Source organism: Natrinema gelatinilyticum (assembly GCF_024266705.1).
Lineage (GTDB): Archaea > Halobacteriota > Halobacteria > Halobacteriales > Natrialbaceae > Natrinema > Natrinema gelatinilyticum.
On sequence record NZ_CP100757.1, the window covers coordinates 469209 to 489736 of the forward strand.

The window sequence follows — 20528 nt, forward strand, 5'->3', positions numbered from 1 at the left end:
CTTCGTACGTGACGCTTTCTATGACACGCTCTGAGGGGTTACCGTTTATCGACCTGCTCGGTATCGAACTAACTAAAATGAGTGACGGACGTGCTCAGGGATATCTCGAAATGCGGGAAGACCTCTCGTGGAATACGGACGAACTGATGGCACACAGTGGCGTGACGTTCACGCTTGCTGAAGTAACCGGGGCGGCTGCTGTCGTATCGGTCAATGATCCACCGGTGTTCACGGTTGACATGGACGTGAAGTTCCTCAACGTTGGGTACGGCGACCTATACTCGGAGGCCGAGGTCGTCCGCGATGGAGATGATATCAGTATCGTTCAGATCGACATCGTCGACGAAAACCAATCGAACGTCATCAATGCGACGGCCGTGCTCAAACTCACTTGATTACCCTATGCCGCGTTGATTGGAAGCGGTTGTGGGCACTCATTCGTAGTGGAATAGACTCGCTCTGATATCCACTTGAGATGACTGCAGGAATCGCGACGGGTTCAATCGATCGGCCGACTGCTGCTCAAGCGGAACGTGTCGGTTCTGTGTTATCGGATACCAAAATATATCTATGTCGGGGAGAAACTACAGGCTGGAAGCGCAATGTCAGATGTAGCTTTAGTCTCCCATGCGTTAAACGGGTTTCAAGACCGAATTGCCTCTCGTGGCAATGAAGCAGTCTTCGAAGTGACTCGTGAGGCGCTCGACAAGGTCGGCCTTGAACGCGATGACATAGACGCCGTAATCGGTTGTGACCAAGACGCGTTCAACGGTGTTACGGTGAGTTTCGGCATGAAAGCGTGCGCCGTTGGCGGATACAACAAGCCGTCAACGCGTATCCAGAACGGTGGTGTCTACGCGATTGCACAGGCACGGGCGAAGATACTTGCAGGCAAAGCGGATTGCGTAGTCATCGCCTCAGAGGACAACGTCCGGTTTGACGAGAAGACGATCAGCAATATCAGCCAGGATCCCGTGTATACACGTCCGATCGGACAGAACTACGTGCAATCGCATGCGCTTATCGCCAACCACCACCTCGATACCCGAGACGTAACGGAAGAGGACTATGCGAGAGCAACGGCGAAAAACTACGAAGCAGGGGCCGAGAATCCGTACGCACACCGTACTAAGACTCCCCGAATCGACGACATACTCGACTCCGACATAGTTTCGTGGCCAATTCGCGAATCGGAAATCTGTCCCATCTCCGCAGGTGCTGGAGCGTTAGTGTTGACTTCCGCGGAGCTTGCCAACGAGGTGACCGACTCACCGGTGTGGATCGAAGGTGCGGGTTTAGGGTCGAGTCGATACGAGATACGAGATATGGACTCACTTTTAGAAATGCAGTCACTGCGAGCGGCGCGCCGCAAAGCTTACGACCAAGCTGGAATCACCGACGCGCGGACCGACATAGATCTCGCTCAGATTTTCAATCCGATCTCATCGCTCGAACTTCTGGGTTACGAAGCGCTTGATCTCTGTGAAAACGGTGATGGTGCTCAGTTACTACGTGACGGTGTCACTGAGCCAGATGGCGACCTCCCTGTGAATCCGTTCGGTGGTGCGGTGGTAACTAACCCACTCAACACGGGCGGTCTCTATCGAACTGCCATGGCGATGGAAGGGCTTCGTGAGGACGACGAGGTGCTCGCCATGTCGGATGCACAGCGAGCTGTAGTAACGGGTAGCGATCAAATGCTCGGATGCCGCGGGCAGACCGACGGCGTGCTCGTGCTTGGAACGGAGGCGAGCTAACCATGGCGACCCCCGTTAGTGTGGTCGGTGCCGGTTACTCTGACCCCGAAACCTTCACGGATTTCAGAGGCGCGAGGAAGTCCAAAGACGAGTTGGCGCTCTCGACCATCGAGAACACCGCCGAGAGTGCGGGAATCGATATTTCCGAGATCGATGCGACGGTTTTCACAACAGTCGACGGATTTGAGGCCACTAACCGGATAGAGCGTACGCTTACAACACTCGGCCAGGGTGAAAATACCCCCCTCATAAGCATCAATACTGGTGGTACAGGTGGTGGAAGTGCGTTCAAGGCCGCGTACGAACAAGTCGCATCTGGTCAACACGACCTTGTACTGGTGTACGCATCGGGCTCGTTCGATTCGGTGATCGAGGGTCAGCAGATTATGAACACTGCTGCCCCACCATTATTCGAGAAACCGATCATCTCGGCAATTCACATGGGTGCTTTGTACGCCTCGAAGTACATGGACACCTATGACGTCACTGAGGAAGATCTGGCGCTGACGGCCGCGAAGAATTACGAATCCGCTGCGAACAACCCGTGGGCACACAGAAATACGCCGTTCTCCGTCGAGGAGATTATGGACTCAGAGATGGTGGCATGGCCGCTTCGTCGGTTGCTCACCTGTCCCGTCTCGTCGGGGAGTGGAGCGATGCTATTGGCCTCCGAGGAGAAAGCTCACGAGCTCTCGGACGACCCTGTTTGGGTGGATGATACGCAGAGCATCACGAACACGTTCCTGACAGGGTATCGCACGTACGAAGGATTCCCGAAACTCGAAACGCTCGCGGAACGGGTGTACGACAACGCCGGAATCACTGATCCAGAGATGGATTTCGATTACGTTGAGACGTTCAACCCGTACATCGCATTTGAGCTGATGCAATACGAGGCCCTCGGTTTCTGTGAGGCCGGAGGAGGCCCTGAATTCCTCCGGTCGGGTATTACACAACCAGATGGCAACGTTCCATGGAACGTCTCTGGGAGCGTGCTCTGTACCAACTCCGGCATCTGCGCGTCGCTCTCACGCCACATCGAAGTCGCACTCCAACTCATGGGCGAGGCCGGCAACAGACAGATTGACGACCCTCAGGTCGGGCTCTCTCATTCCTGGGGCTCGAACCTCGGCCAATTCCACACGTTAGCCATTATGTCGAAGGGAACAGACCAATGAACCCCTTCCGAGATACTACCGTATGGGCTGGGACTCAACGATATAGACGAAAAGACTTTGAGCGAACGACCAATCAATTAGGAGTAAGCCGATGACAGAATCTGATGCATACGAGAAGACGTTTCGCTGGGAACTCGATTTCAGTCTCAATTTGGGCGAGACTGACCGCGAATTCTTCGAGGGCCTGAAAGAAAAACGGATTCTCGGGAAACGCTGTCCCGACTGTGACCGAGTATTCGTACCGCCACAACCATACTGCGATGATTGCTTCGCCAGAACTGACGAGTGGGTCGAAGTAGAGCAGGAAGCGATCGTCGAGAGTTACACCGTCACGTTCCGGCAGTTTCGTAATATGCCCGAACCACCGTACGTGAACGGTGCAATTAGAATCGGTGACTCGGCGACATCGCTCCTTCACTTTATCGGCGGGATCGATTACGACGAACCCGAGGATCTCATCGATGCAGTCAGCAGCGGAACTGCCGTGGAACCCGTTTGGCGGGATGATCGTGAGGGTGATATCCTCGACATCGAATTTTTTCGACCAGTAGAATAACTCGAAATACAGGTCCAAAAAATGACAGGAAATGAAGATCTAGACGAGAAAAATAGACGGCGCCTAGACTCCGAAGAATTACTCAAGCGCATCAAGGACGAAAAAGAGAGTGTTTCAGACGAAGGCCGTCCTGACGCAGTCGAGCAGATGCACAGCAACGACGCGTTGACGGCCCGTGAACGCGTCGCGTACCTCTGTGATGAGGATTCGTTCGACGAGATCGGCCAGCTTGCCTCTCCGGGGCCGAGCACGCCCGAGACGGTGGATTGGGACCGCCACGACGCACCCGCCGACGGGATCGTCACTGGCATCGGCGAGATTGAGAGCCGACCGGTTTCAGTCGGGTCCTTCGATTTCACCGTCAAGGGCGGGTCTATCGGTCATACCGGATTCACGAAATTACGTCGTCTCCTCGATCTCGCAAAAAACAACGGGTATCCGGTCGTCCTATTGCATGAAGGCGGCGGCCACCGTATCCAGGAAGGTCTCGATGCCCGGCCGATCGCTCACGGGGACTACGAGGGAACCTTCGACATGCTGGCCAAACTCTCAGGATACGTACCGCTGGTCTCGGCGATCATGGGGGCTGGTTTCGCTGGACCGACGAATTACGCGTCTCTGTGTGACTTCGTTCCCATCGTAGAGGGCCGTGGAAACATGGGAATGGCCGGCCCTGAAATCGTCAAAGCGGCTCTCGGGAAGAACATCTCGAAGGACGACTACGATGCCAGGTTTCACACAGTCGAGACTGGGATGGCTCATGCCTCTTATCCGACGGACGAAGCCTGTCTCGATTCGATTAGAACGTACCTCTCGTACATGCCCCAGAACGTGACCACTTCGCCACCGAAGAGCGATACCCCGACGCCACCGGACCAGCGAGATGTCGAAAATCTACTTACTGTTGTTCCGCCGGACCCGAAGAAAGGGTACGACACGCACGACGTTATCGAGGGTATCGTCGACAAGGGATCGTTCTTCGAGCTGCAGGCAAACTTCGCACAGAACATCATCGTTGGCCTCTCGCGCATCGATGGTCATTCAGTCGGTATTGTCGCAAACAATCCTCGTATCAAGGCAGGGACTATCGACGTAGACGTGACGAGCAAGGGGCCGCGATTCATCAGCCTCTGTGACGCGTACGACATCCCCATCGTCTTCCTCTCGGACATTCCTGGATTCCTACCGGGTCCTGATCAGGAGCGCAGAGGGCTCGCCAGACACGCTGGTAAGTTCCTCTACGAACTGGGTCGGGCAACGACGCCCGTCATCAACGTCACAATGCGACGCGGCTACGGGTTCGGCTATCTAGCGATGGCTGGAGGGCGTAACGCCAACCAGCTCAAGGTCGCCTGGCCGACGACCGAGATCGCCGGAATGTCCATAGAGGGCGCTGTGAGTTTGGTCTATGGAGACGAGATCCAGAACGCGGACGATCCGGAGGAAAAACGTGACGAAATAGTTAACGAGTTCACATCGCGAACCGGCCCACTCCGTGCAACTGAGGACATGGGTATCGACGCGGCCATCGACCCACGGGAAACTCGAAAGCTCATCACACACGTTCTCGAGCGGACCGCACAGACCGATACGACGGACATACCACCCAAAAAACACGGCATTCCGCCAATATAGCCGTTCTCCTCTTCGACTCGACGCCGCTCTCACCGCTATACAGTACAATTATGTGTGATGGAAGTAAACGAGGGGATATGCCTGAGCGATCATTAACCGAGAAGTTGGACTTCACAGATGATGTAGCGGCTGTTACCGGCGGTGCAAGCGGAATTGGACAGGCAGTTTGCGAAACCTTCGCGGCGCTAGGTGCAAACGTAACCATTGCCGACGTCGACGTCAGTACAGCCGAAGAGACTGCTGCTACTATCGAGGAGGAGTACGACACTCGAGCCATGGTTATCGAGACAGACGTCTCCTCGTACGAGGACGCCACCGAGATGATTGACACCACTGTCGACGAGTTCGGGTCGATCGACATTCTTGTCAATAATGCTGGGATGAGCACGCGCACGTCGTCGTTCCTCGAGTCGACGCCTGAAGACTGGGACCGATCGGTTGGCGTAACTTACTTCGGGACGATGAACTGTACCCACGCGGCACTTCGGCATATGGTCGAACAGGAAAGTGGGTGTATTATCAACTACGCCAGCGATTCGTACAAAGGAAATGACCCTTCATTGGCCGTGTACGGCGGCGCGAAAGCCGGGAACGTTGCATTTACGATGAACGTTGCAAAGGAGGTTGGCGAACACGGCATTCGGATGAACGTCGTCTCTCCCGGGACCACCGAGACATCTGCGACCGAGGATTGGATCGCCGAATACCGAGAAAAGATCCTCGAATCGTACGCACTCAATCGCCTTGGAAAACCACAGGATATCGCCAATACTGTCGCCTTCTTGGCAAGTGATGCCGCAGATTGGATTACCGCAGAAGTGGTAAGCGTCAACGGTGGCTACATCCGGGGATAACTTGCCCGGCCGGCTACGAAACAAACTCGAAGCGACAAATTGGGTCGACGACGGTGTCGTCACGGGCGACGTGATGTACCCCCGAAGAAGTTCTCGGAGGAAAGGTGGCGGAAAATCGGAGGTGTTACCGTTCGTCCGCGACGACTTCGTCGTCGGCGACTTCGAATCCCGCCTCGATCTGTACGTCGTCCGGTGTAATATTGATGACGTCAGCGATTCCATCGGTAATTCTTTCGACGTCGGCTTCGTCGGGATCACCCCCCATCGTGATTTCGAGTCTGTCTGTCTGTCCCTCGGGGCGATTGATACGAAGTTGGACATTCTCCGGATCGGCGTGTGGAACTCCCGCCAGGTGCATTTGGAGTTCTAGCGGATACACCTTGACGCCCTTGATCTTTCGCATATTGTCGACTCGACCGAACACGCCCTCGGGCAAGACGTATTCGCCGTACTCGGAGTCGCGCTCTTCGAGGATAGTCAGGTCACCAGTCCGGAGACGAAGCACCGGTGCTGCCTCCTCTTGAAGCGTCGTTAGCACGAGCTCGCCTTTTTCACCGCGTTCGACGAGTTCCCCTGTCTCCGGATCGATGACCTCCGGGAACACCTTCTCGGTGAACAGGTGCATACCGTCTTCCTCACGGGTCTCGAACGCGACGTGTCCCGTACCGAATTCGCTCAGACCGTAGCCGTCGACAACGGTGACGTCGTTACCGAACGCCCCGCGAACTTGCTCACGATATCCATCGATAGCCGTGAACGGCTCGCCACTACAGATGACGCGTTCGACACTGTCGAGTTGCCCATCCTCCGCTTCGTTTGCGATCTTCAGCATGAAACTGGGGAACCCACAGATAGTTGTCACGCCATGGTGCTCGATTACTTCGACCTGTTCGGTGGTGTCGCCTGGACCGGTAGGGATGTGGCGCGCACCGATTTGTTCCGCCGCACCCCCGATTGCCCATCCAAAGGGGTACGGTGTGAAATTGGCCGTGTTCAACAGGACATCGTCGGCAGTAACGCCGATGTTGCGATATGCCTTTGAATTTACAGTGTTGTTGATTTCGATGTCCTGAGATGTTTGGGGGACTGGCATCCGCGTGTCCATGTACGGATTCGGCGTCAGATTCGTTCTGATGACGTCCCACTGTTCGGGAATGAGGCTGCCAAGTGGTGGGTTCTCGCTGTAATCGTTCGCCAAGTCTTCGGGGGTCATTGTCGGCAACTGCCGGAACGTCTCGATTGAATCGACATCTTCCGGTTCGAGTCCCACCTCCTCGAATCGCTCTCGGTAAAATTCGAATTGGGATAGGTACTCCGCAGCATTCTGTAAGCGGTCGATGACGTCATCTGTTTCATTTAGCGTCGCTTGAACCATACGATACGTATACTATCTGTGAGGGAGAAATAACTTCGGGTGGTAACTCTCGGTCGAATACGGGAGCTACTCGGCAGTTTCGTGATAACGCTTATACTCCGAGCCCAAGCAATTTGATCGCATGGAGATTGCTCCCCCATCGGCCGAGTACCTTCACGAGCCAATGAACCGACGCCTCTGGAACGAGAGCTACTATTTCGACTTCACCGCGGACAGTATCCGCGGATTTATGCGACTCGGCTACCAGCCGTTCGAGCGCCGTGCCAACATATGGTTGTACCTCGTTCAGAATGGAGCAGTCTATTGGCAACGGAAGGAGACGATTCCCATCGAACAATGTCACGGACACCACGTCCGGACTGACACACTGGAGAAATCCTACCGGATCATCGATCCACATGACACATGGACCATCTCGGCCGAGGGAACGTGTTTTGTAAGCGACGAATCTTGGGACGTATTAGTCGGCATCGACGAGTCGGTTCCAGTAGAGTTAGACCTCATTTTCTCGGATCCACACCATGATGCGTACTCCATCGACATGCTCGTAGACACTCAGGACCATTACGACCAGACGGGTCACTACGCCGGTCAGGTTACCATCGACGGGACGCGGTTCGACGTGGAAGGTCAGGGGTTTCGCGACCACTCATGGGGTTGGTTCCGCGATTGGACGCCGGGTGAGTGGGGGCACTATACAGGAACGCTGCAGTTCGAAAACGGCGACTGTGTGACGCTCGTTGCTCAAGTTCGGCCGGACGGGAGCGTTCGCAACACCTTCGGGTACCGGGCGGATGGCGAGCGCGTCGATACTATCGATTCGGCGAGCGTCATATGTGACGATGGGTTCGAACGCGGGGAACGTGGTCGGGCATGGGCCGAGGGTGACCGACCGGGTAGAGTAACGTACGCTCCCGACTTCGGTGACGGTCAAACGAAGATTCACTGCACGCCGCGCCACAACCTCCCGATCGGCTACGAGGACCGTAACTGGGCACTGTCGGATCCCGACGGACCGTGGCTAAAGGGGGTCCTGAATCGAATGCCAGTCGACTGCGAGTGGGACGGCGTGAAGGGTTCCGGTTGGATCGAAGCAACCCATCCATTCAATTGACCGTCACCGCCGCTCTCGAGAATTCGGACGGAGGTCCGGGGCAGTAAGGCTAACAATGGATGGATAACCGATGTGAATTTTTGTATTCAGCATCCGGGTTAGGTTGTGACATGGATGCTGTCGCCCGGAGTGCTGCGAACATTCCACGGGACAAATTTGATTTCCGATACACGCCAGTCACGAACCAGTCGTTTCACAACGTGCTCGAAAAAGCGCGGTCCGCCGACCGATTGACGGTCGACGATGGAATCGAACTTCTGGCGACGGGAACCGACATCAACGGCATCGATAATGCGCGAAAGGAAGCGGTCCTCGAATCCGCTGACCGCCGCCGTGCCGAAGACGTCGGCGAGGAGGGTACCTTTGTCGCCAATCTCAACAACAACGTCACAACGACCTGTAATACGGGCTGTCTATCCCGTAATTTCAAAGACCGCTCCGAACAGTTCCGCACGGCCCACGAGGATGACCACGACGGGACGTACTTTTAAGGATCAGGATGTCATCTACTGACTCACGATGCCGTATTTAGAACCCGAGCACGTGTTACATCAGTTCGCGAGCTACTTGAACGATGACGTGCGAAGTGCCATCGCGGACGATCAGAAGTTCGTCCAGGCCCAAGTTGGGTCGATGTCCAGTTCCCTCAATTTCCTCGCCATGGAACTCGGCGGGATGCACGTTGCGATGAAAACCCAACGACGGCGACTCCTCTGTGCGTTCGACGACATCGAGTCCGAACTTGGTGATGGAGATGCGGCCGTCGCGGTCGCAGACGCCATTGATACTGCACGGGCGGAGCTCGAGCAGACGGACATGACTGATGTTCGCGCCCTCGAAACGGAACTGACCAACGCAGCGAACACGGTCTTCGAAGCGATCAATACGGAACTCGACGAGAAGGCTGCTCGGCGTGCCCGTCGCCCACTTTACGACTTCCTCGATACCCGAGTACAAACGCAGCTTGACCTTCTCGGTCGAGAATAGGCCGTTTACTTACACGAGGCCTATAGATCGAAGATCGATTCGGCGTTTCCGGCGAGGAACTTGGTTCGGACTTCTTCGGAGAGGTTGAACTCCTCTATCTGGCCGAGGGATTGGTCGAAATCGACGACCGGATAGTCGGTCCCCCAAAGGACCTTGTCGCGGCCATGTGATCGGAGAAAGTTGACGAGGGAATCATCCCAGTACTGCGGTGCATATGCCGCCGTTCCGATGTATACGTTCGGATGGACCCACGCATGCGCTACTAGTTCTTCGGTCCACGGCCAACCCGTATGTGAGCCAACGAGGTCGAGTTTTGGAAAATCGATCGCGATGTCGTCCAACAGTATCGGTTTCCCGTGCCTGTTCGGCGTCGGAATCGCCGAGTGTCCGACCTGCATCACGACAGGCACGCCGAGTTCGGCACATTTCGTGTAGAACGGATAGAATTTCCGATGATTGAGCGGCACGTCAAAACCATACGCATCGATATTGGCACCGACGAAGCCGTACTCCTCGACGGCAGTTTCTAGTCGACGGACTCCCTCCATCCCGTCATGGGGATTGATGCCTGCGAGCCCCTTGAACCGATCGGGATACTCTTGACAGAGCTCGTGGACGAGTTCGTAGGAGATGTCGATTTCCAGCCCTCGGTGCTGTGCGTTGCCGTACTTGAGCGCGGGGATAAGAATTTTATCCACCCCGGCAGCGTCCATCTTCTCGACGAACTCATCTGGCGTTTTGACGGCGCCGGAAAAGAGATCCGGCTGATCGAACAATTCGGCGGCCTCTTGGACGGCCGAGTTACTGAATTGGTGGAGTGCGTCCTCCGTAAACGGATTGCACCACGTATCGACGGCTATCCCGTCAGTCATGTGCTCCCCCTTGCCGACATGGGAACCGTTCGGAACGGTGTCCGTCCTGCTGCTCTGCTTGTCGCGCTGTCATCGTTCTACGATTACGGACGATGTACAAAAGTGTTTTCGCTCGCTTTGTTCGGCACCCGGCCTACCGTCAGTGGCCGAGATAATATATCGCTACAGACCGAGTTCACTCGCGATGGTCTCTTGCTGGATTTCAGACGTACCCTCGGGGATGCGGAGCATACGGGCATACCGGAACACCTTCTGTACCGGATAGTCATATGTGAGCCCGTTCCCACCGAAAACCTGCACAGCGAAGTCCGCAGCCTCGAACAGTTTCTCCGTACCATAGTACTTCGTCATCGCAGATTGCCGTGCCGGGTCCTCACCCTGTTCGATAAGCCAGGCGGTCCGAAGGGCGAGGTTCTCGGTCGTTGCTTGCCAGGTCGCGATGTTCGATATCATCCGCCGAACGTGCTGGCGTTTCCCAATTGGCTTGCCCCAGGACAGCCGCTCCTTCGCGTAGCGGACCGTCTCGTCAACGAGGAACTGCATCAAGCCGGCGCAGCGGACACCGATACGGGCACGGCCCGCGTTGATCGTATCCATCATGGCGAGGAACCCCTCTCCGCGCTCACCAATCATGTGTTCCTCGGGCACTCGCAGGTCGTCAAATTGCACCTCGGCCTGCATGCCGTCGTTGAGCAGTGTCTGATTGACCTTCCCGACTTCGAACCCGGGATTGTCCGTCTCGAAGAGGAATGCGGAAACCTTCTCCGGCCCGCTTTCGTCGGGGTCGGTCACCGCGAACACCTGGCCGAAATCGGCGTAGGGACCGTTAGTGATCCACTGCTTCGTGCCGTTAATTACCCACTCGTCGCCATCCTTTTCGGCGGTTGTCTGCATGTCGAGGGCGTCGGATCCCGAGGAGTTCTCGGTGATACAGAGACAGGCGCTTAGATTGCCTGCCACTAGCGGTTCCAAGTACTGCCGTTTGCGTTCATCATCGAGATTCAACAGTGATGGATGTGGTCCCGGTGAAAACTCGAACATGTACCGGTTCAGACCCATTCCGTGGGTGTAGACGTGTTGCTCAATTTGCGCAACTTCCGTCATGCTCAACCCGAGGCCACCGACACTCTCGGGCATGTGCATCCCATAAATCCCCGCGTCACCAGATTTGCGGCGGATTTCGTCCATCAACTCGACTGCTTCTGGTTTCTGTCGCCCGTCGTCGCCCAGACGTCTGAAATCGGGCTGCAGGAGACGTTCGTGTTCGGCCTCCAGAGGTTCGACCTCTTGGTCTACGAAGTCGTCGATAGTCTGTTTTATCAGCGAAACCTCTTCGCTGCTTGCAAAGTCTACCATGGTATTACCACCGCAACTTGCAGCAAATAGGTTTGGGTTTTCGAACGTCGACAAGTCGCCCTCGTGATTTCTAATAACAAACTGATCCCGGATGTCCGATCGAACAAAACGCGGTTTTCGGGTGGTGGCCGTGGTTTATCGGTTGAAACACGAGTAGCTATTAGTGGATGGCCCGTCAGAATGGACGTAGAACATGCGTGACGCGTACATAATTGGGGCCGGACAGACAGATTTCGGCTCGTTCCCAAATCGAAGCTACCGTTCGATGTTTCACGAAGCGTTCGAGGCCACTCGCGAGAGCGTCGAGAGTGACGTCGATCCGGACGACATCGAAGAGGCGTTCGTTGGCATGGTCGGTATTGGCGGCAGACAAATCGGCCTCGCAGGACCTGGAGCGACCTCCCACCTCGGACTGAATGGGATCTCCACGGTACGCCTGGAAAACGCCTGTGCGTCGGGTGGCTTCGCCGTTCGACAGGCGATCCAAGCGATTCGTAGTGGCATGGCCGACCTCGTTCTCGCCGGTGGTGTCGAGATGATGAACGACATGTCGAGCGACGCCGCAAAGTACTGGTTCGGCGTCAGCGGCGAAATGGAGTGGGAACGGATGGCTGGAACGACCTTTTCGGGCGTGTTTGCGCAGATGGCCAGCGCCCATATGGAGGCACACGGGACAACTAAGAGGCATCTCTCACAGATAGCCGTGAAGAGCCACGCGTACGGCGCGAATAACCCGCACGCACAGCTTGGGTTCGAGTGTTCACTAGACCAAGCGCTGACGGCACCCGACGTTGCTGCACCCTTGAACCTCTATCACTGTTGTCCGATGTCCGACGGGGCAGCAACAGTGCTTATCGCGAGCGAGGACGTCGTCGACCAATACACCGACCGGCCTGTGCGAGTCGCGGGTGTCGGAGCGTCGACTGATGGCATCGGACTCTTCGAGCGGGATACCTACACCTCGATTCCCGCTTCGAAGGATGCCGCCGCGGAAGCGTACGCCGAGGCGGGCTTCGAGGATCCGATCGAGGCCCTTGATTTTGCGGAAGTCCACGACTGCTTCTCGATCGCTGAACTCATGGCCTACGAGGATCTTGGTTTCTGTGAGCCAGGTGACGGGGGCGAGTTCATCGAGAGCGGCCAGCCTACCCCCGACGGCGCGCTCCCGATAAACACGTCAGGCGGACTGAAATCGAAGGGACACCCCATCGGCGCAACGGGCACAGGACAGGTGGTCGAAGCGTTCAAACAACTTACTGGACGGGCCGGCGATCGGCAGATTGACGCCCCAAAGCGTGGCCTCTGTCACAACATGGGGGGCAGCGGTGGTGCGGTTACCGTACACGTATTCGAGCGGCCTGATGGAGAGGTGAGTGCGTGATGAGTAGCCCAGGCATCTCGGGTGTCGGAGGATACGCACCGAAGACGCGCATTCCTGCCGAGGAATTCTCCGAGTCGTGGGGTCAGTTCGAGGGAAGCGGCATCGAGTCGACGGCAGTCCTCGATGCCGACGAGGACTCCATTACGATGGCGTACGAGGCCGCACGACGCGCGCTCGACGTAGCCGATACTGACGGACCCGAAATCAAATCGCTCGCCTTCGCGACCACCATGCCACCGATGGCAGAAGCCGAAATCTCGGTCCACCTCAGCGAATTGTTCGACCTACCTGACGACGCCAGCTTGCGCTTCTATACCGGCAGCACCAGAGTAGGTTTGCAGGCACTTGTCGAAACACTCACTGATGCTCGTCCCACTCCGGCGCTCATCGTGGCGGCAGACTGCCCAAAGGGGGCTCCCGACGATTCGCTTGGGCAGGCTGCCGGAGCGGGGGCCGCAGCTTTCGTGATCACGGAGGATGGCCCCGTACAGGTCCGCGACCATGCCACGTACGCCGAGTCGTACCAGGGGACCCGGTTCCGGCCAACCGGACGCGAGCGGACCGAGCAATTGGACATCACCGAGTTCGATCGTGAAGCGTTCACGACGACTATTGCGGCAGCTATAGAGCAACTTACCGTAAAGACCGAGAGAGTCGACGTCGCAGCTATCCAGGCACCCGACGGCGCGCTCCCCTATCGGGCTGGCAAGGTGGCCGGAATCGATCCGTCGGCAATAGAAGACGTGGCGCTGGTCCACGATATCGGCGACACTGGGGCAGCGAGCGTTCCGCTCAGTCTCGCTCGTGCACTATCGACAGGCAACGACACTGTGTTGACCGCGGCCTTTGGCTCCGGTGCAGTCTCGGAAGCAGCGGTGTTCGGTCAGTCGAGAGAGAGGCCAGTTCCGACGGACCTGTCACTCGAGGGTGCGACTGAAATCACCTACGCGGAATATCTGAGACAGCACGGCGAGATCACTTCGGGCGCACCCGACGGTGGTGGGGCATATGTGAGCGTCCCGGCCTGGAAACGAACGCTCACCCAGCGCTATAGATTAGAAGCAGGGCGGTGTCCCAATTGCGATACCCTAAACTTTCCACCGAGAGGTGCCTGCAGCAACTGCCACGACCTCGTCGAGTACGACAACGTCCAACTCGAACCGACGGGGACCGTCGAAGCCGTGACCGTCATCTCGCAAGGGGGTGCTCCGCCAGAGTTCATCGAACAGCAGGCCCGTACGGGCGACTATATCGTAGCAATCGTCGCAATCGACGGCCCGGACAGCGGTTCGGCGAGTATCCCTACGCAGATCGTCGAAGCTGAGCCGGGAACCATCGATATCGGCGATCGCGTCGCGTTCACGATACGCCGAATCTACGTACAGGAAGGCGTCATCCGGTACGGGATGAAGTTCAGGCCGGAACAGGACTGACAGAACGCCTCAGCGACTACTTCCCCTGGAACTCGGGATCGCGTTTCTCCATGAACGCTCGCGGCCCTTCCTTCGCATCTTCACTATCCAATGCGTCGCTGACGATAGCCTCCTCCGAGTAAAATGCCTGCTCCATCGGAACGCTCAAGCCGCGGATGACGGCCTCCTTGATTTTTCGAACGGCGAGCGGACCGTTCTCGGCGATCGAATCGGCGTATTCCTCGGCCGCTTCCAGCCCTTTCCCTTTCTCGACGACTTCATTGATGAGTCCCATCTTGGAAGCTTCCTCTACGGTGATGCGATCCCCCGTTAGGAGGATTTCCATCGCACGACAGTACGGAATCTGTCGCGGGAGCCGAGTGTGTGAGCCACCGGCAGGGGCCAGCCCCCATGAGACCTCCGGAAGACCGAAGGTTGCATGCTCTTCGGCGATGCGAATGTCAGTCGCCTGAAGAAACTCTGTCCCGCCTGCAAGTGCAACTCCGTTTACCGCCGCGATGATGGGTGTCCGGATCAGGGTATGCTTCAACATCATGTCTTTCTCCGGGTCCTCGGCAATACCTCGACCGAGCGGGAATTCACCGGAGGTAATCGCGGGAATCATAGAGCCGAGGTCACCGCCAGCACAGAACGCATCGTCGCCCGCGCCAGTGACGATGATAGAGAGTACATCGTCATCTTCGTCCGCTTTGTTCAACGCCTCGGCGATGTCGGTGACCATCTCCTCCGTCAGCGCGTTGTGTGCCTCCGGTCGATTCAACGTGATATACGCTCTGTCATCGCCTTTCTCGTACTTTATAGACATGTTCACACTCTCTGTGTACCGAGTCGGAACCCGGATGCCAGTTTCGTATTTCAACTACCGCTGAAAGTAAAAAATTGTTGTGGTGATTTGCTATTCGATAGTCACTTCGAGCAACCGGCCGATCACACCCCTCAAACTGTGGTATGATGGCCGTCGTACTGCATGAGCGTTGATTATAAGTACCTGAAAATAGAGTTACTTGAATATGAAGTCATACGAGGATTTCGCGGACTTCAGTCTCAAGTGGGAGAACCAAGAAGACTGGTTGCTTCCGAACGTGCTAGAACACCAAGCAGAGGCACAGGGAGACCGAACGTTCCTCCAGTGGGAAACAGACGGCGAAACTATCAGTTTCGAGGAAACCAACCGAATCGTAAATCGCCTCGCACACGGGCTTGTCGATCAGGGCATCGAAAAGGGAGACCACGTTCTGCTGATGTTGCCAAACTCACTGGAGTACCTGTACCTCTGGTTCGCACTAAGCAAGATCGGCGCCGTTGAGGTCCCGGTCAACACCGACTACAAACAGCAATCTCTCAGCCACGTGGCAAACCTGACGGAGGCGTCGTTCGGAATCTTCGACGAGGAGTACGTCTCGCGTCTCACAGATATCGAAGGCGACCTCGACTACCTGGAGACGGTGGCCGTCAAAGGAGACGAATCGGCCGCGGCTGGACTGGAGCTGGAACGGCTCGAGTACGATGCCCTCGTCTCAGACGATGACAGGAATCCCGATGTCGCCCTCGATTACCACGATGTGGCGTCCATTATCATGACATCTGGGACCACAGGCCCGTCCAAAGCGATTCAGAAGACGTACTCCCATCAATACTTCTTTTCCGAAGAATGTCGGAATTTGGTACAGCTATCCGAGGACGACGTCTACATGACTGGTAATCCACTGTTCCACAGTAACGCGCAGGTACTGGTCGTCTATCCGGCACTCATCGCAGGAGCAAAGGTGTGTCTATTCGGGAAGTTCAGCGGTTCGGACTGGGTGGACCGACTCCATGAAACCGGCGCTACAGTCTGTAACTTCCTCGGGTCCATGATGGATTTCGTCTACCAACAGCCCGAACGGGACATCGACGACCAGAACGACCTTCGCTGTCTGTTTGCCGCGCCGACGGCGACGGGAATTAAAGAGGAGTTCCAGGAGCGTTTCAGCGTCGAGTACATCACCGAGGTGTACGGCAGCACGGAGATTTCTCTACCGGTGCTGACGCCGTATGGTGTCGATCGACCTGATGGGGCTGCCGGCCTCCTTTTGGAGGAGTTCTACGACGTCGAACTCAAGGACCCGAAGACTGACCAACCGGTCGAAGCGGGCAAAATGGGCGAGTTCGCGACGCGTCCCCGAATTCCCTGGATTACGACGCCCGGCTACTACGGAATGCCAGAGAAAACCGTAGAGGCGTCTCGCAATCATTGGTTCCACACCGAGGATGGCCTGCGTCAAGATGATGACGGCTGGTTTTACTTCGTGGACCGAATCGGCGATACGCTCCGGCGACGTGGCGAGAACATATCCAGCTACGAGGTAGAGCAACCCATCCTGGAACACGAGGCGGTCGAAGAGGTCGCCGTCGTCGGTGTGCCAGCCTCCGAAGAGGGCGGGGAAGAAGAGGTGAAGGCGTTCGTCGTGTTCAAATCCGAGATGACCGCGACAGAGGAGGAACTCATCGAGTGGTGTGCCGAACGATTGCCTTCTTTCATGGTTCCTCGCTATCTGGAGGACATCGACGAACTCCCGAAAACGTCCAACGAGAAAATCCAGAAAAAGGATCTCCGGGAACGCGGCAACACGGACAAAACGTGGGACCGCAAGTCTGCGGATATCGCTCTCACCCAAGAGTAACTCCTGCAGGCTCACGCTGATCGAATTCACTCGAAAACCCAGAGTATGAGTGACCCGCTCTCCGTGAACTCGAGTTGATTGCGGACGATGCTGACGTACCACTCCTCGAGCGGCCTCCAGTCCGTGATCGGTTCGTTGACGACCTGAACCGAGAATGGGTCTCACCAGAGATTCGCGGAGCGGTCGAACGGACAGACGACGTGGGCGCTCGGTATCGGCGTGTCCTCAGCCGGTAAAACTGAGGATATCGATTTAGTTCCGACCTCGAAGCCGAGGTATCGTTCTACCTCGTCCAGGACGTCCTCGTCGCCGGAAGCCCCAATCTCGCCATTGTGAGGGTGATGCCCACGCTCCATCCGTCTGAGATACTCCCTGAAGTTTCGCTTAATCAACGAGGACGGGATACTGACGGCGTTGATCTGTTCGCCGAGAGCGATGGTACGAATCGAACGGAGGACGAAATTATTTGTGTCCATAGATGCCACTCGCCAATATGGATCCAGAAGAAATGATTGAGCGGTCCCCGTTCGTGGGTTATCTAGGGATAGAAATAACGCGCGCCGAGGAGGGCTACGGAGAGGCTACTCTCGAAATAGAGGACTGTCATGCTGGCCCACCGGACGGAAGTATCGCTCACGGTGGCGTCATCTCCGCGTTCGCCGATACCGTCGCCGGAACCGCGACCCTCCCACTCGCCGGACGGGTGACGCCAACTATCGACCTACGGATTGACTACCTGAACCCCGCCAACTGTGAGAGACTCAACGGAATCGCTGAGGTGCGCCGTAAGGGAAGTTCCATCTCGATCGTCGATGTCGAGATTACAGACGAGAGCGGATGCGAGATCGCCACGGCCAGAGGTGTATTTAAGGTGGACAATCCCAAGGAACGATCTCAGTGGGAAGACGGCTGGCCGAAAACCGAATCGGACGTTGAGGAGTAAGCTACTTGACCTGGATACTGTCGAAGAAATCCGACCGAATACGATGTGGGTCAGTTGAAATGTGGAATGACTTCCTGGCCGAATAGTTCGATAGAGCGTTTCAGTTCGTCGGAATCCAGACACGGTTGAGCCGCCTGGAACACGAAGTGGAAGTCGTCACCGAAGATGTCTCGGTACCGTTCGATTTCCTCAATCATTCGGTCGGGCGAGTCGTAGTACATCGCTACTTCGTTGAAGCCGGCGTGAAGATCGTCGGGTTCCTCGATCATGCCTGCTTCGTGATACCAACGACCGTACTGGTCTAAGGTCTGCTCCCATCCTTTCTCGACGATTGCCTCCGCGTCGCCACCGTCGGTCAAGAACGCGAAGTTCCAGATGACCAGTTCCTGTTCGTCCGGATCTTTTCCGGCTTCTTCGACCGATTGCCAGTACAGATCGACTGCACCCTGTGCCTCCTCGAGGCCGACCAGTGAGCCGATAGTAAATCCGTCACCCATCCGGCCTGCGCGTTCGATCGCGGGTGGAGCGAACCCGCCAATTATGATTGGTGGCCCACCATCCTGTTTCGGCTTTGGGGTGACGTTGGCACCATCGAACTCCCACGAACTATGTTCTCCCTGTAACACTTCGTGCGGCTCGTGACTCAGGGGCTCATCTGCCCAAGCCTTACGCAGTATCTGGATGAGATTGCGCAGTCGGACCGCACGCTGTTCTAGCGGCACGTTGAAATGTTCGAACTCTTCGACACGATACCCGTTTCCCACCCCGAATCGGATGCGGCCGTCGGAAATGTTGTCGACGACGGCCAGATCCTCCGCGAGACGGACAGGTTGTTTGTACTGTGGCCCAAGGGCAATGTTGGTACCGATATCGATTTCGTCGGTCACTGCTGCTATTGCGGCCATACTCGTCGTCACGGACGGCATATATCCGCCTTCCGCAAAGTGATGCTCCGTCAGCCAGGCGCAATCGAAGTTGTTTTCCTCGGCTACTTGCACTTCCTCAAGCATTTCCTGGTACAGTTCCGAGTGGGGCTTGTTGTCGTCCGGATGCCTGTCGCAATTCCAGCATCCAATTCCGAATTCCATGGCTAATCTTTCACCTGCAATTCCAACTATTTGCCAATGATACTTATAGGTATGTCTTTTGTGATCATTTAACACGATTGAATTTCACCACATCTGTCAAGCACGTGGCGGTAGGGAGGACAGGCTTGTGAGTGCGCAGGCCAGCAACCAGAGAGGTGTCCGACGGGCTCTGTCGGTTACAGCAGTGATGGGAGCCCCTTGTCTTTGACGACCGATGAGATGGTGTTTTTCTGGATTTCGTCTGTCCCGGCTGCGATTCGGCGACCCCGTGCAAGGCGGTATAGATATTCGAGCGGATGATCGCGTTGATAGCCATTTGCCCCGTGTAGTTGTAGTGCTTCGCTAGCTACTGATTCGACCATCTGTCCCGAATAGAGTTTCGCGATCGATGCATCCAGTCTATTCGGAATTCGATTTTGGTGGTAGGCGCGCTCGGCAGCCCTGTACGTGAGCGCTCGCGAGGCTTCAAGTTCGGTGACCATGTCGGCAAGTTTCCATTCGATTCCTTGGTAATTCCCGATAGGCTGTCCGAATTGTTCTCGCTGCTCAACGTAGTCGAGTGCCGTCTCAAGCGCACAGCGAGCGATCGTGTTTGCCAACGTGGCACTCCCCAAGCGTTCCCAGTTGAGCGCCTTGAGTTGATTCTTGAACCCTTCTTTTCCTCGCGTCAGTACGTTCTCTGGTGGCACAGTGACGTCTTCGAGGTAGAAGTGAGTCTGTTCGTGGCCAGCCATGTTCGTATAGTGTTGTTGAACCTCCACGCCTGCCGAGTTGAGGTCGATAATGACAGACCCTAACCCCTCGGGGAATTTTACCCACGTTACCGCCGCACTGGCGTGCTTGACGTTACTAACCCAGGTTTTCTCACCGTTTACAGCAACCGCGTCGCCATCATCCTCTGCAGAGGTGTGCATCGATCCAACGTCTGAGCCGGACTCCGGTTCGGAGATCGCAATGGCGATAGCCTCTTCCCCGGCGGTCACAGGCGGAAGATACTCTCCCTTTGCTGTCTCGCTTCCGAACATCTCGATAGCTCGCGGCGCGACCATCTGCTGGTTGTAGAGGAACTCGGCCGTGTCGGGACACACTCGACCTACAATTTCGATGGTGAGCATCGCCTCGAATTCAGACATTCCACCACCGCCGTACGCTTCGTCGATATTGATACCGAGGAAGCCACGATCCGCGAGGAGTTCGACATTTTCCCAGGGAGGGTTCCCCCCCCATTCGAAAGCCCTGTCCTCGAATTCGTTTTCAGCCAAATCTGACAAGGACTGTGCTAACATCTGTTGCTCGTCGGTAAGAGCTGTCACAGCGTATTCGATCAGGACCATCG

The 20528-nt window shown here is 56.3% G+C and carries 19 protein-coding genes and 1 pseudogene; 13 read left to right on the forward strand and 7 right to left on the reverse strand.

The window, feature by feature from the left end:
- The first annotated feature begins 20 nt into the window (after nt 1-20).
- From NJU76_RS20270 to NJU76_RS20295, 6 genes are all read left to right on the forward strand, one after another.
- Nucleotides 21-395: a PaaI family thioesterase gene (locus NJU76_RS20270; protein ID WP_256566984.1), complete on the forward strand. Its 375-nt coding sequence runs from the start codon at nt 21-23 to the stop codon at nt 393-395.
- Nucleotides 396-533: 138 nt separating this feature from the next.
- Complete coding sequence (locus NJU76_RS20275) at nt 534-1757, forward strand: thiolase family protein (protein WP_254533612.1); 1224 nt, start codon at nt 534-536, stop codon at nt 1755-1757.
- Between the two features lie 2 nt (nt 1758-1759).
- Entirely contained in the window at nt 1760-2935 is a 1176-nt protein-coding gene (locus tag NJU76_RS20280; protein ID WP_254533613.1) for a thiolase family protein, read from the forward strand.
- Between the two features lie 91 nt (nt 2936-3026).
- Complete coding sequence (locus tag NJU76_RS20285) at nt 3027-3491, forward strand: Zn-ribbon domain-containing OB-fold protein (RefSeq protein WP_254533616.1); 465 nt, start codon at nt 3027-3029, stop codon at nt 3489-3491.
- 21 nt (nt 3492-3512) lie between these two features.
- Nucleotides 3513-5126: an acyl-CoA carboxylase subunit beta gene (locus NJU76_RS20290; RefSeq protein WP_254533617.1), complete on the forward strand. Its 1614-nt coding sequence runs from the start codon at nt 3513-3515 to the stop codon at nt 5124-5126.
- 77 nt (nt 5127-5203) lie between these two features.
- Nucleotides 5204-5980, forward strand: coding sequence for an SDR family NAD(P)-dependent oxidoreductase (locus NJU76_RS20295; RefSeq protein WP_254533619.1), 777 nt, complete (start codon nt 5204-5206; stop codon nt 5978-5980).
- A gap of 124 nt (nt 5981-6104) precedes the next feature.
- On the opposite strand, the gene NJU76_RS20300 is transcribed toward NJU76_RS20295, so the two are convergent.
- Nucleotides 6105-7355, reverse strand: a complete 1251-nt coding sequence (locus NJU76_RS20300; RefSeq protein ID WP_254533620.1) for a phenylacetate--CoA ligase family protein — start codon at nt 7353-7355, stop codon at nt 6105-6107.
- Nucleotides 7356-7476: 121 nt separating this feature from the next.
- Between NJU76_RS20300 and NJU76_RS20305 the strand changes: the two genes are divergently transcribed.
- The 3 genes and pseudogenes from NJU76_RS20305 (at nt 7477) to NJU76_RS20315 (ending at nt 9456) form a co-directional block, all read left to right on the forward strand.
- The gene (locus NJU76_RS20305) at nt 7477-8469 is read left to right on the forward strand and encodes a DUF7065 domain-containing protein (protein ID WP_254533621.1); all 993 of its coding nucleotides are present in this window, start codon (nt 7477-7479) and stop codon (nt 8467-8469) included.
- A 110-nt stretch (nt 8470-8579) separates the two neighbouring features.
- Nucleotides 8580-8948 (forward strand): annotated as a pseudogene (locus NJU76_RS20310) (7,8-didemethyl-8-hydroxy-5-deazariboflavin synthase subunit CofH); the annotation flags it as partial.
- A 40-nt stretch (nt 8949-8988) separates the two neighbouring features.
- Nucleotides 8989-9456 carry a hypothetical protein gene (locus NJU76_RS20315; protein ID WP_254533622.1) on the forward strand — a complete coding sequence of 156 codons (468 nt, stop codon included), beginning with the start codon at nt 8989-8991 and terminating at the stop codon, nt 9454-9456.
- A 20-nt stretch (nt 9457-9476) separates the two neighbouring features.
- On the opposite strand, the gene NJU76_RS20320 is transcribed toward NJU76_RS20315, so the two are convergent.
- Nucleotides 9477-10328, reverse strand: a complete 852-nt coding sequence (locus NJU76_RS20320; protein WP_254533624.1) for an amidohydrolase family protein — start codon at nt 10326-10328, stop codon at nt 9477-9479.
- Between the two features lie 162 nt (nt 10329-10490).
- A complete protein-coding gene (locus NJU76_RS20325) occupies nt 10491-11684 on the reverse strand; it encodes an acyl-CoA dehydrogenase family protein (protein ID WP_254533625.1) in 1194 nt (397 codons plus the stop codon).
- Nucleotides 11685-11877: 193 nt separating this feature from the next.
- On the opposite strand from NJU76_RS20325, the gene NJU76_RS20330 reads away from it, so the two are divergent.
- A complete protein-coding gene (locus tag NJU76_RS20330) occupies nt 11878-13065 on the forward strand; it encodes a thiolase C-terminal domain-containing protein (protein ID WP_254533626.1) in 1188 nt (395 codons plus the stop codon).
- Complete coding sequence (locus tag NJU76_RS20335; protein WP_254533628.1) at nt 13065-14498, forward strand: zinc ribbon domain-containing protein; 1434 nt, start codon at nt 13065-13067, stop codon at nt 14496-14498. Before NJU76_RS20330 ends, NJU76_RS20335 begins: the two co-directional genes overlap by 1 nt.
- 16 nt (nt 14499-14514) lie before the next feature.
- On the opposite strand, the gene NJU76_RS20340 is transcribed toward NJU76_RS20335, so the two are convergent.
- The gene (locus NJU76_RS20340) at nt 14515-15303 is read right to left on the reverse strand and encodes an enoyl-CoA hydratase-related protein (protein ID WP_254533629.1); all 789 of its coding nucleotides are present in this window, start codon (nt 15301-15303) and stop codon (nt 14515-14517) included.
- A gap of 205 nt (nt 15304-15508) precedes the next feature.
- On the opposite strand from NJU76_RS20340, the gene NJU76_RS20345 reads away from it, so the two are divergent.
- The gene (locus tag NJU76_RS20345) at nt 15509-17161 is read left to right on the forward strand and encodes an AMP-binding protein (RefSeq protein WP_254533631.1); all 1653 of its coding nucleotides are present in this window, start codon (nt 15509-15511) and stop codon (nt 17159-17161) included.
- Between the two features lie 161 nt (nt 17162-17322).
- On the opposite strand, the gene NJU76_RS20350 is transcribed toward NJU76_RS20345, so the two are convergent.
- On the reverse strand, nt 17323-17637 hold the full coding sequence (locus tag NJU76_RS20350) for a hypothetical protein (protein ID WP_254533632.1): 315 nt from the start codon (nt 17635-17637) through the stop codon (nt 17323-17325).
- A 17-nt stretch (nt 17638-17654) separates the two neighbouring features.
- Between NJU76_RS20350 and NJU76_RS20355 the strand changes: the two genes are divergently transcribed.
- Nucleotides 17655-18104, forward strand: a complete 450-nt coding sequence (locus NJU76_RS20355) for a PaaI family thioesterase (RefSeq protein ID WP_254533633.1) — start codon at nt 17655-17657, stop codon at nt 18102-18104.
- Between the two features lie 50 nt (nt 18105-18154).
- Here the strand turns inward: NJU76_RS20355 and NJU76_RS20360 are convergent, their stop codons facing one another.
- Nucleotides 18155-19192 (reverse strand): LLM class flavin-dependent oxidoreductase, encoded by a 1038-nt coding sequence (locus NJU76_RS20360; protein WP_254533634.1) that lies wholly within the window; start codon nt 19190-19192, stop codon nt 18155-18157.
- A 176-nt stretch (nt 19193-19368) separates the two neighbouring features.
- A complete protein-coding gene (locus NJU76_RS20365; protein ID WP_254533635.1) occupies nt 19369-20505 on the reverse strand; it encodes an acyl-CoA dehydrogenase family protein in 1137 nt (378 codons plus the stop codon).
- Between the last annotated feature and the right edge of the window lie 23 nt (nt 20506-20528).

Coding starts and splice junctions, on each gene's coding strand:
- NJU76_RS20270 (WP_256566984.1), top strand. CDS start 21: ATGACACGCTCTGAGGGGTTACCGTTTATCGACCTGCTCGGTATCGAA.
- NJU76_RS20280 (WP_254533613.1), top strand. CDS start 1,760: ATGGCGACCCCCGTTAGTGTGGTCGGTGCCGGTTACTCTGACCCCGAA.
- NJU76_RS20285 (WP_254533616.1), top strand. CDS start 3,027: ATGACAGAATCTGATGCATACGAGAAGACGTTTCGCTGGGAACTCGAT.
- NJU76_RS20290 (WP_254533617.1), top strand. CDS start 3,513: ATGACAGGAAATGAAGATCTAGACGAGAAAAATAGACGGCGCCTAGAC.
- NJU76_RS20295 (WP_254533619.1), top strand. CDS start 5,204: ATGCCTGAGCGATCATTAACCGAGAAGTTGGACTTCACAGATGATGTA.
- NJU76_RS20300 (WP_254533620.1), bottom strand. CDS start 7,355: ATGGTTCAAGCGACGCTAAATGAAACAGATGACGTCATCGACCGCTTA.
- NJU76_RS20305 (WP_254533621.1), top strand. CDS start 7,477: ATGGAGATTGCTCCCCCATCGGCCGAGTACCTTCACGAGCCAATGAAC.
- NJU76_RS20315 (WP_254533622.1), top strand. CDS start 8,989: ATGCCGTATTTAGAACCCGAGCACGTGTTACATCAGTTCGCGAGCTAC.
- NJU76_RS20320 (WP_254533624.1), bottom strand. CDS start 10,328: ATGACTGACGGGATAGCCGTCGATACGTGGTGCAATCCGTTTACGGAG.
- NJU76_RS20325 (WP_254533625.1), bottom strand. CDS start 11,684: ATGGTAGACTTTGCAAGCAGCGAAGAGGTTTCGCTGATAAAACAGACT.
- NJU76_RS20330 (WP_254533626.1), top strand. CDS start 11,878: ATGCGTGACGCGTACATAATTGGGGCCGGACAGACAGATTTCGGCTCG.
- NJU76_RS20335 (WP_254533628.1), top strand. CDS start 13,065: ATGAGTAGCCCAGGCATCTCGGGTGTCGGAGGATACGCACCGAAGACG.
- NJU76_RS20340 (WP_254533629.1), bottom strand. CDS start 15,303: ATGTCTATAAAGTACGAGAAAGGCGATGACAGAGCGTATATCACGTTG.
- NJU76_RS20345 (WP_254533631.1), top strand. CDS start 15,509: ATGAAGTCATACGAGGATTTCGCGGACTTCAGTCTCAAGTGGGAGAAC.
- NJU76_RS20350 (WP_254533632.1), bottom strand. CDS start 17,637: ATGGACACAAATAATTTCGTCCTCCGTTCGATTCGTACCATCGCTCTC.
- NJU76_RS20355 (WP_254533633.1), top strand. CDS start 17,655: ATGGATCCAGAAGAAATGATTGAGCGGTCCCCGTTCGTGGGTTATCTA.
- NJU76_RS20360 (WP_254533634.1), bottom strand. CDS start 19,192: ATGGAATTCGGAATTGGATGCTGGAATTGCGACAGGCATCCGGACGAC.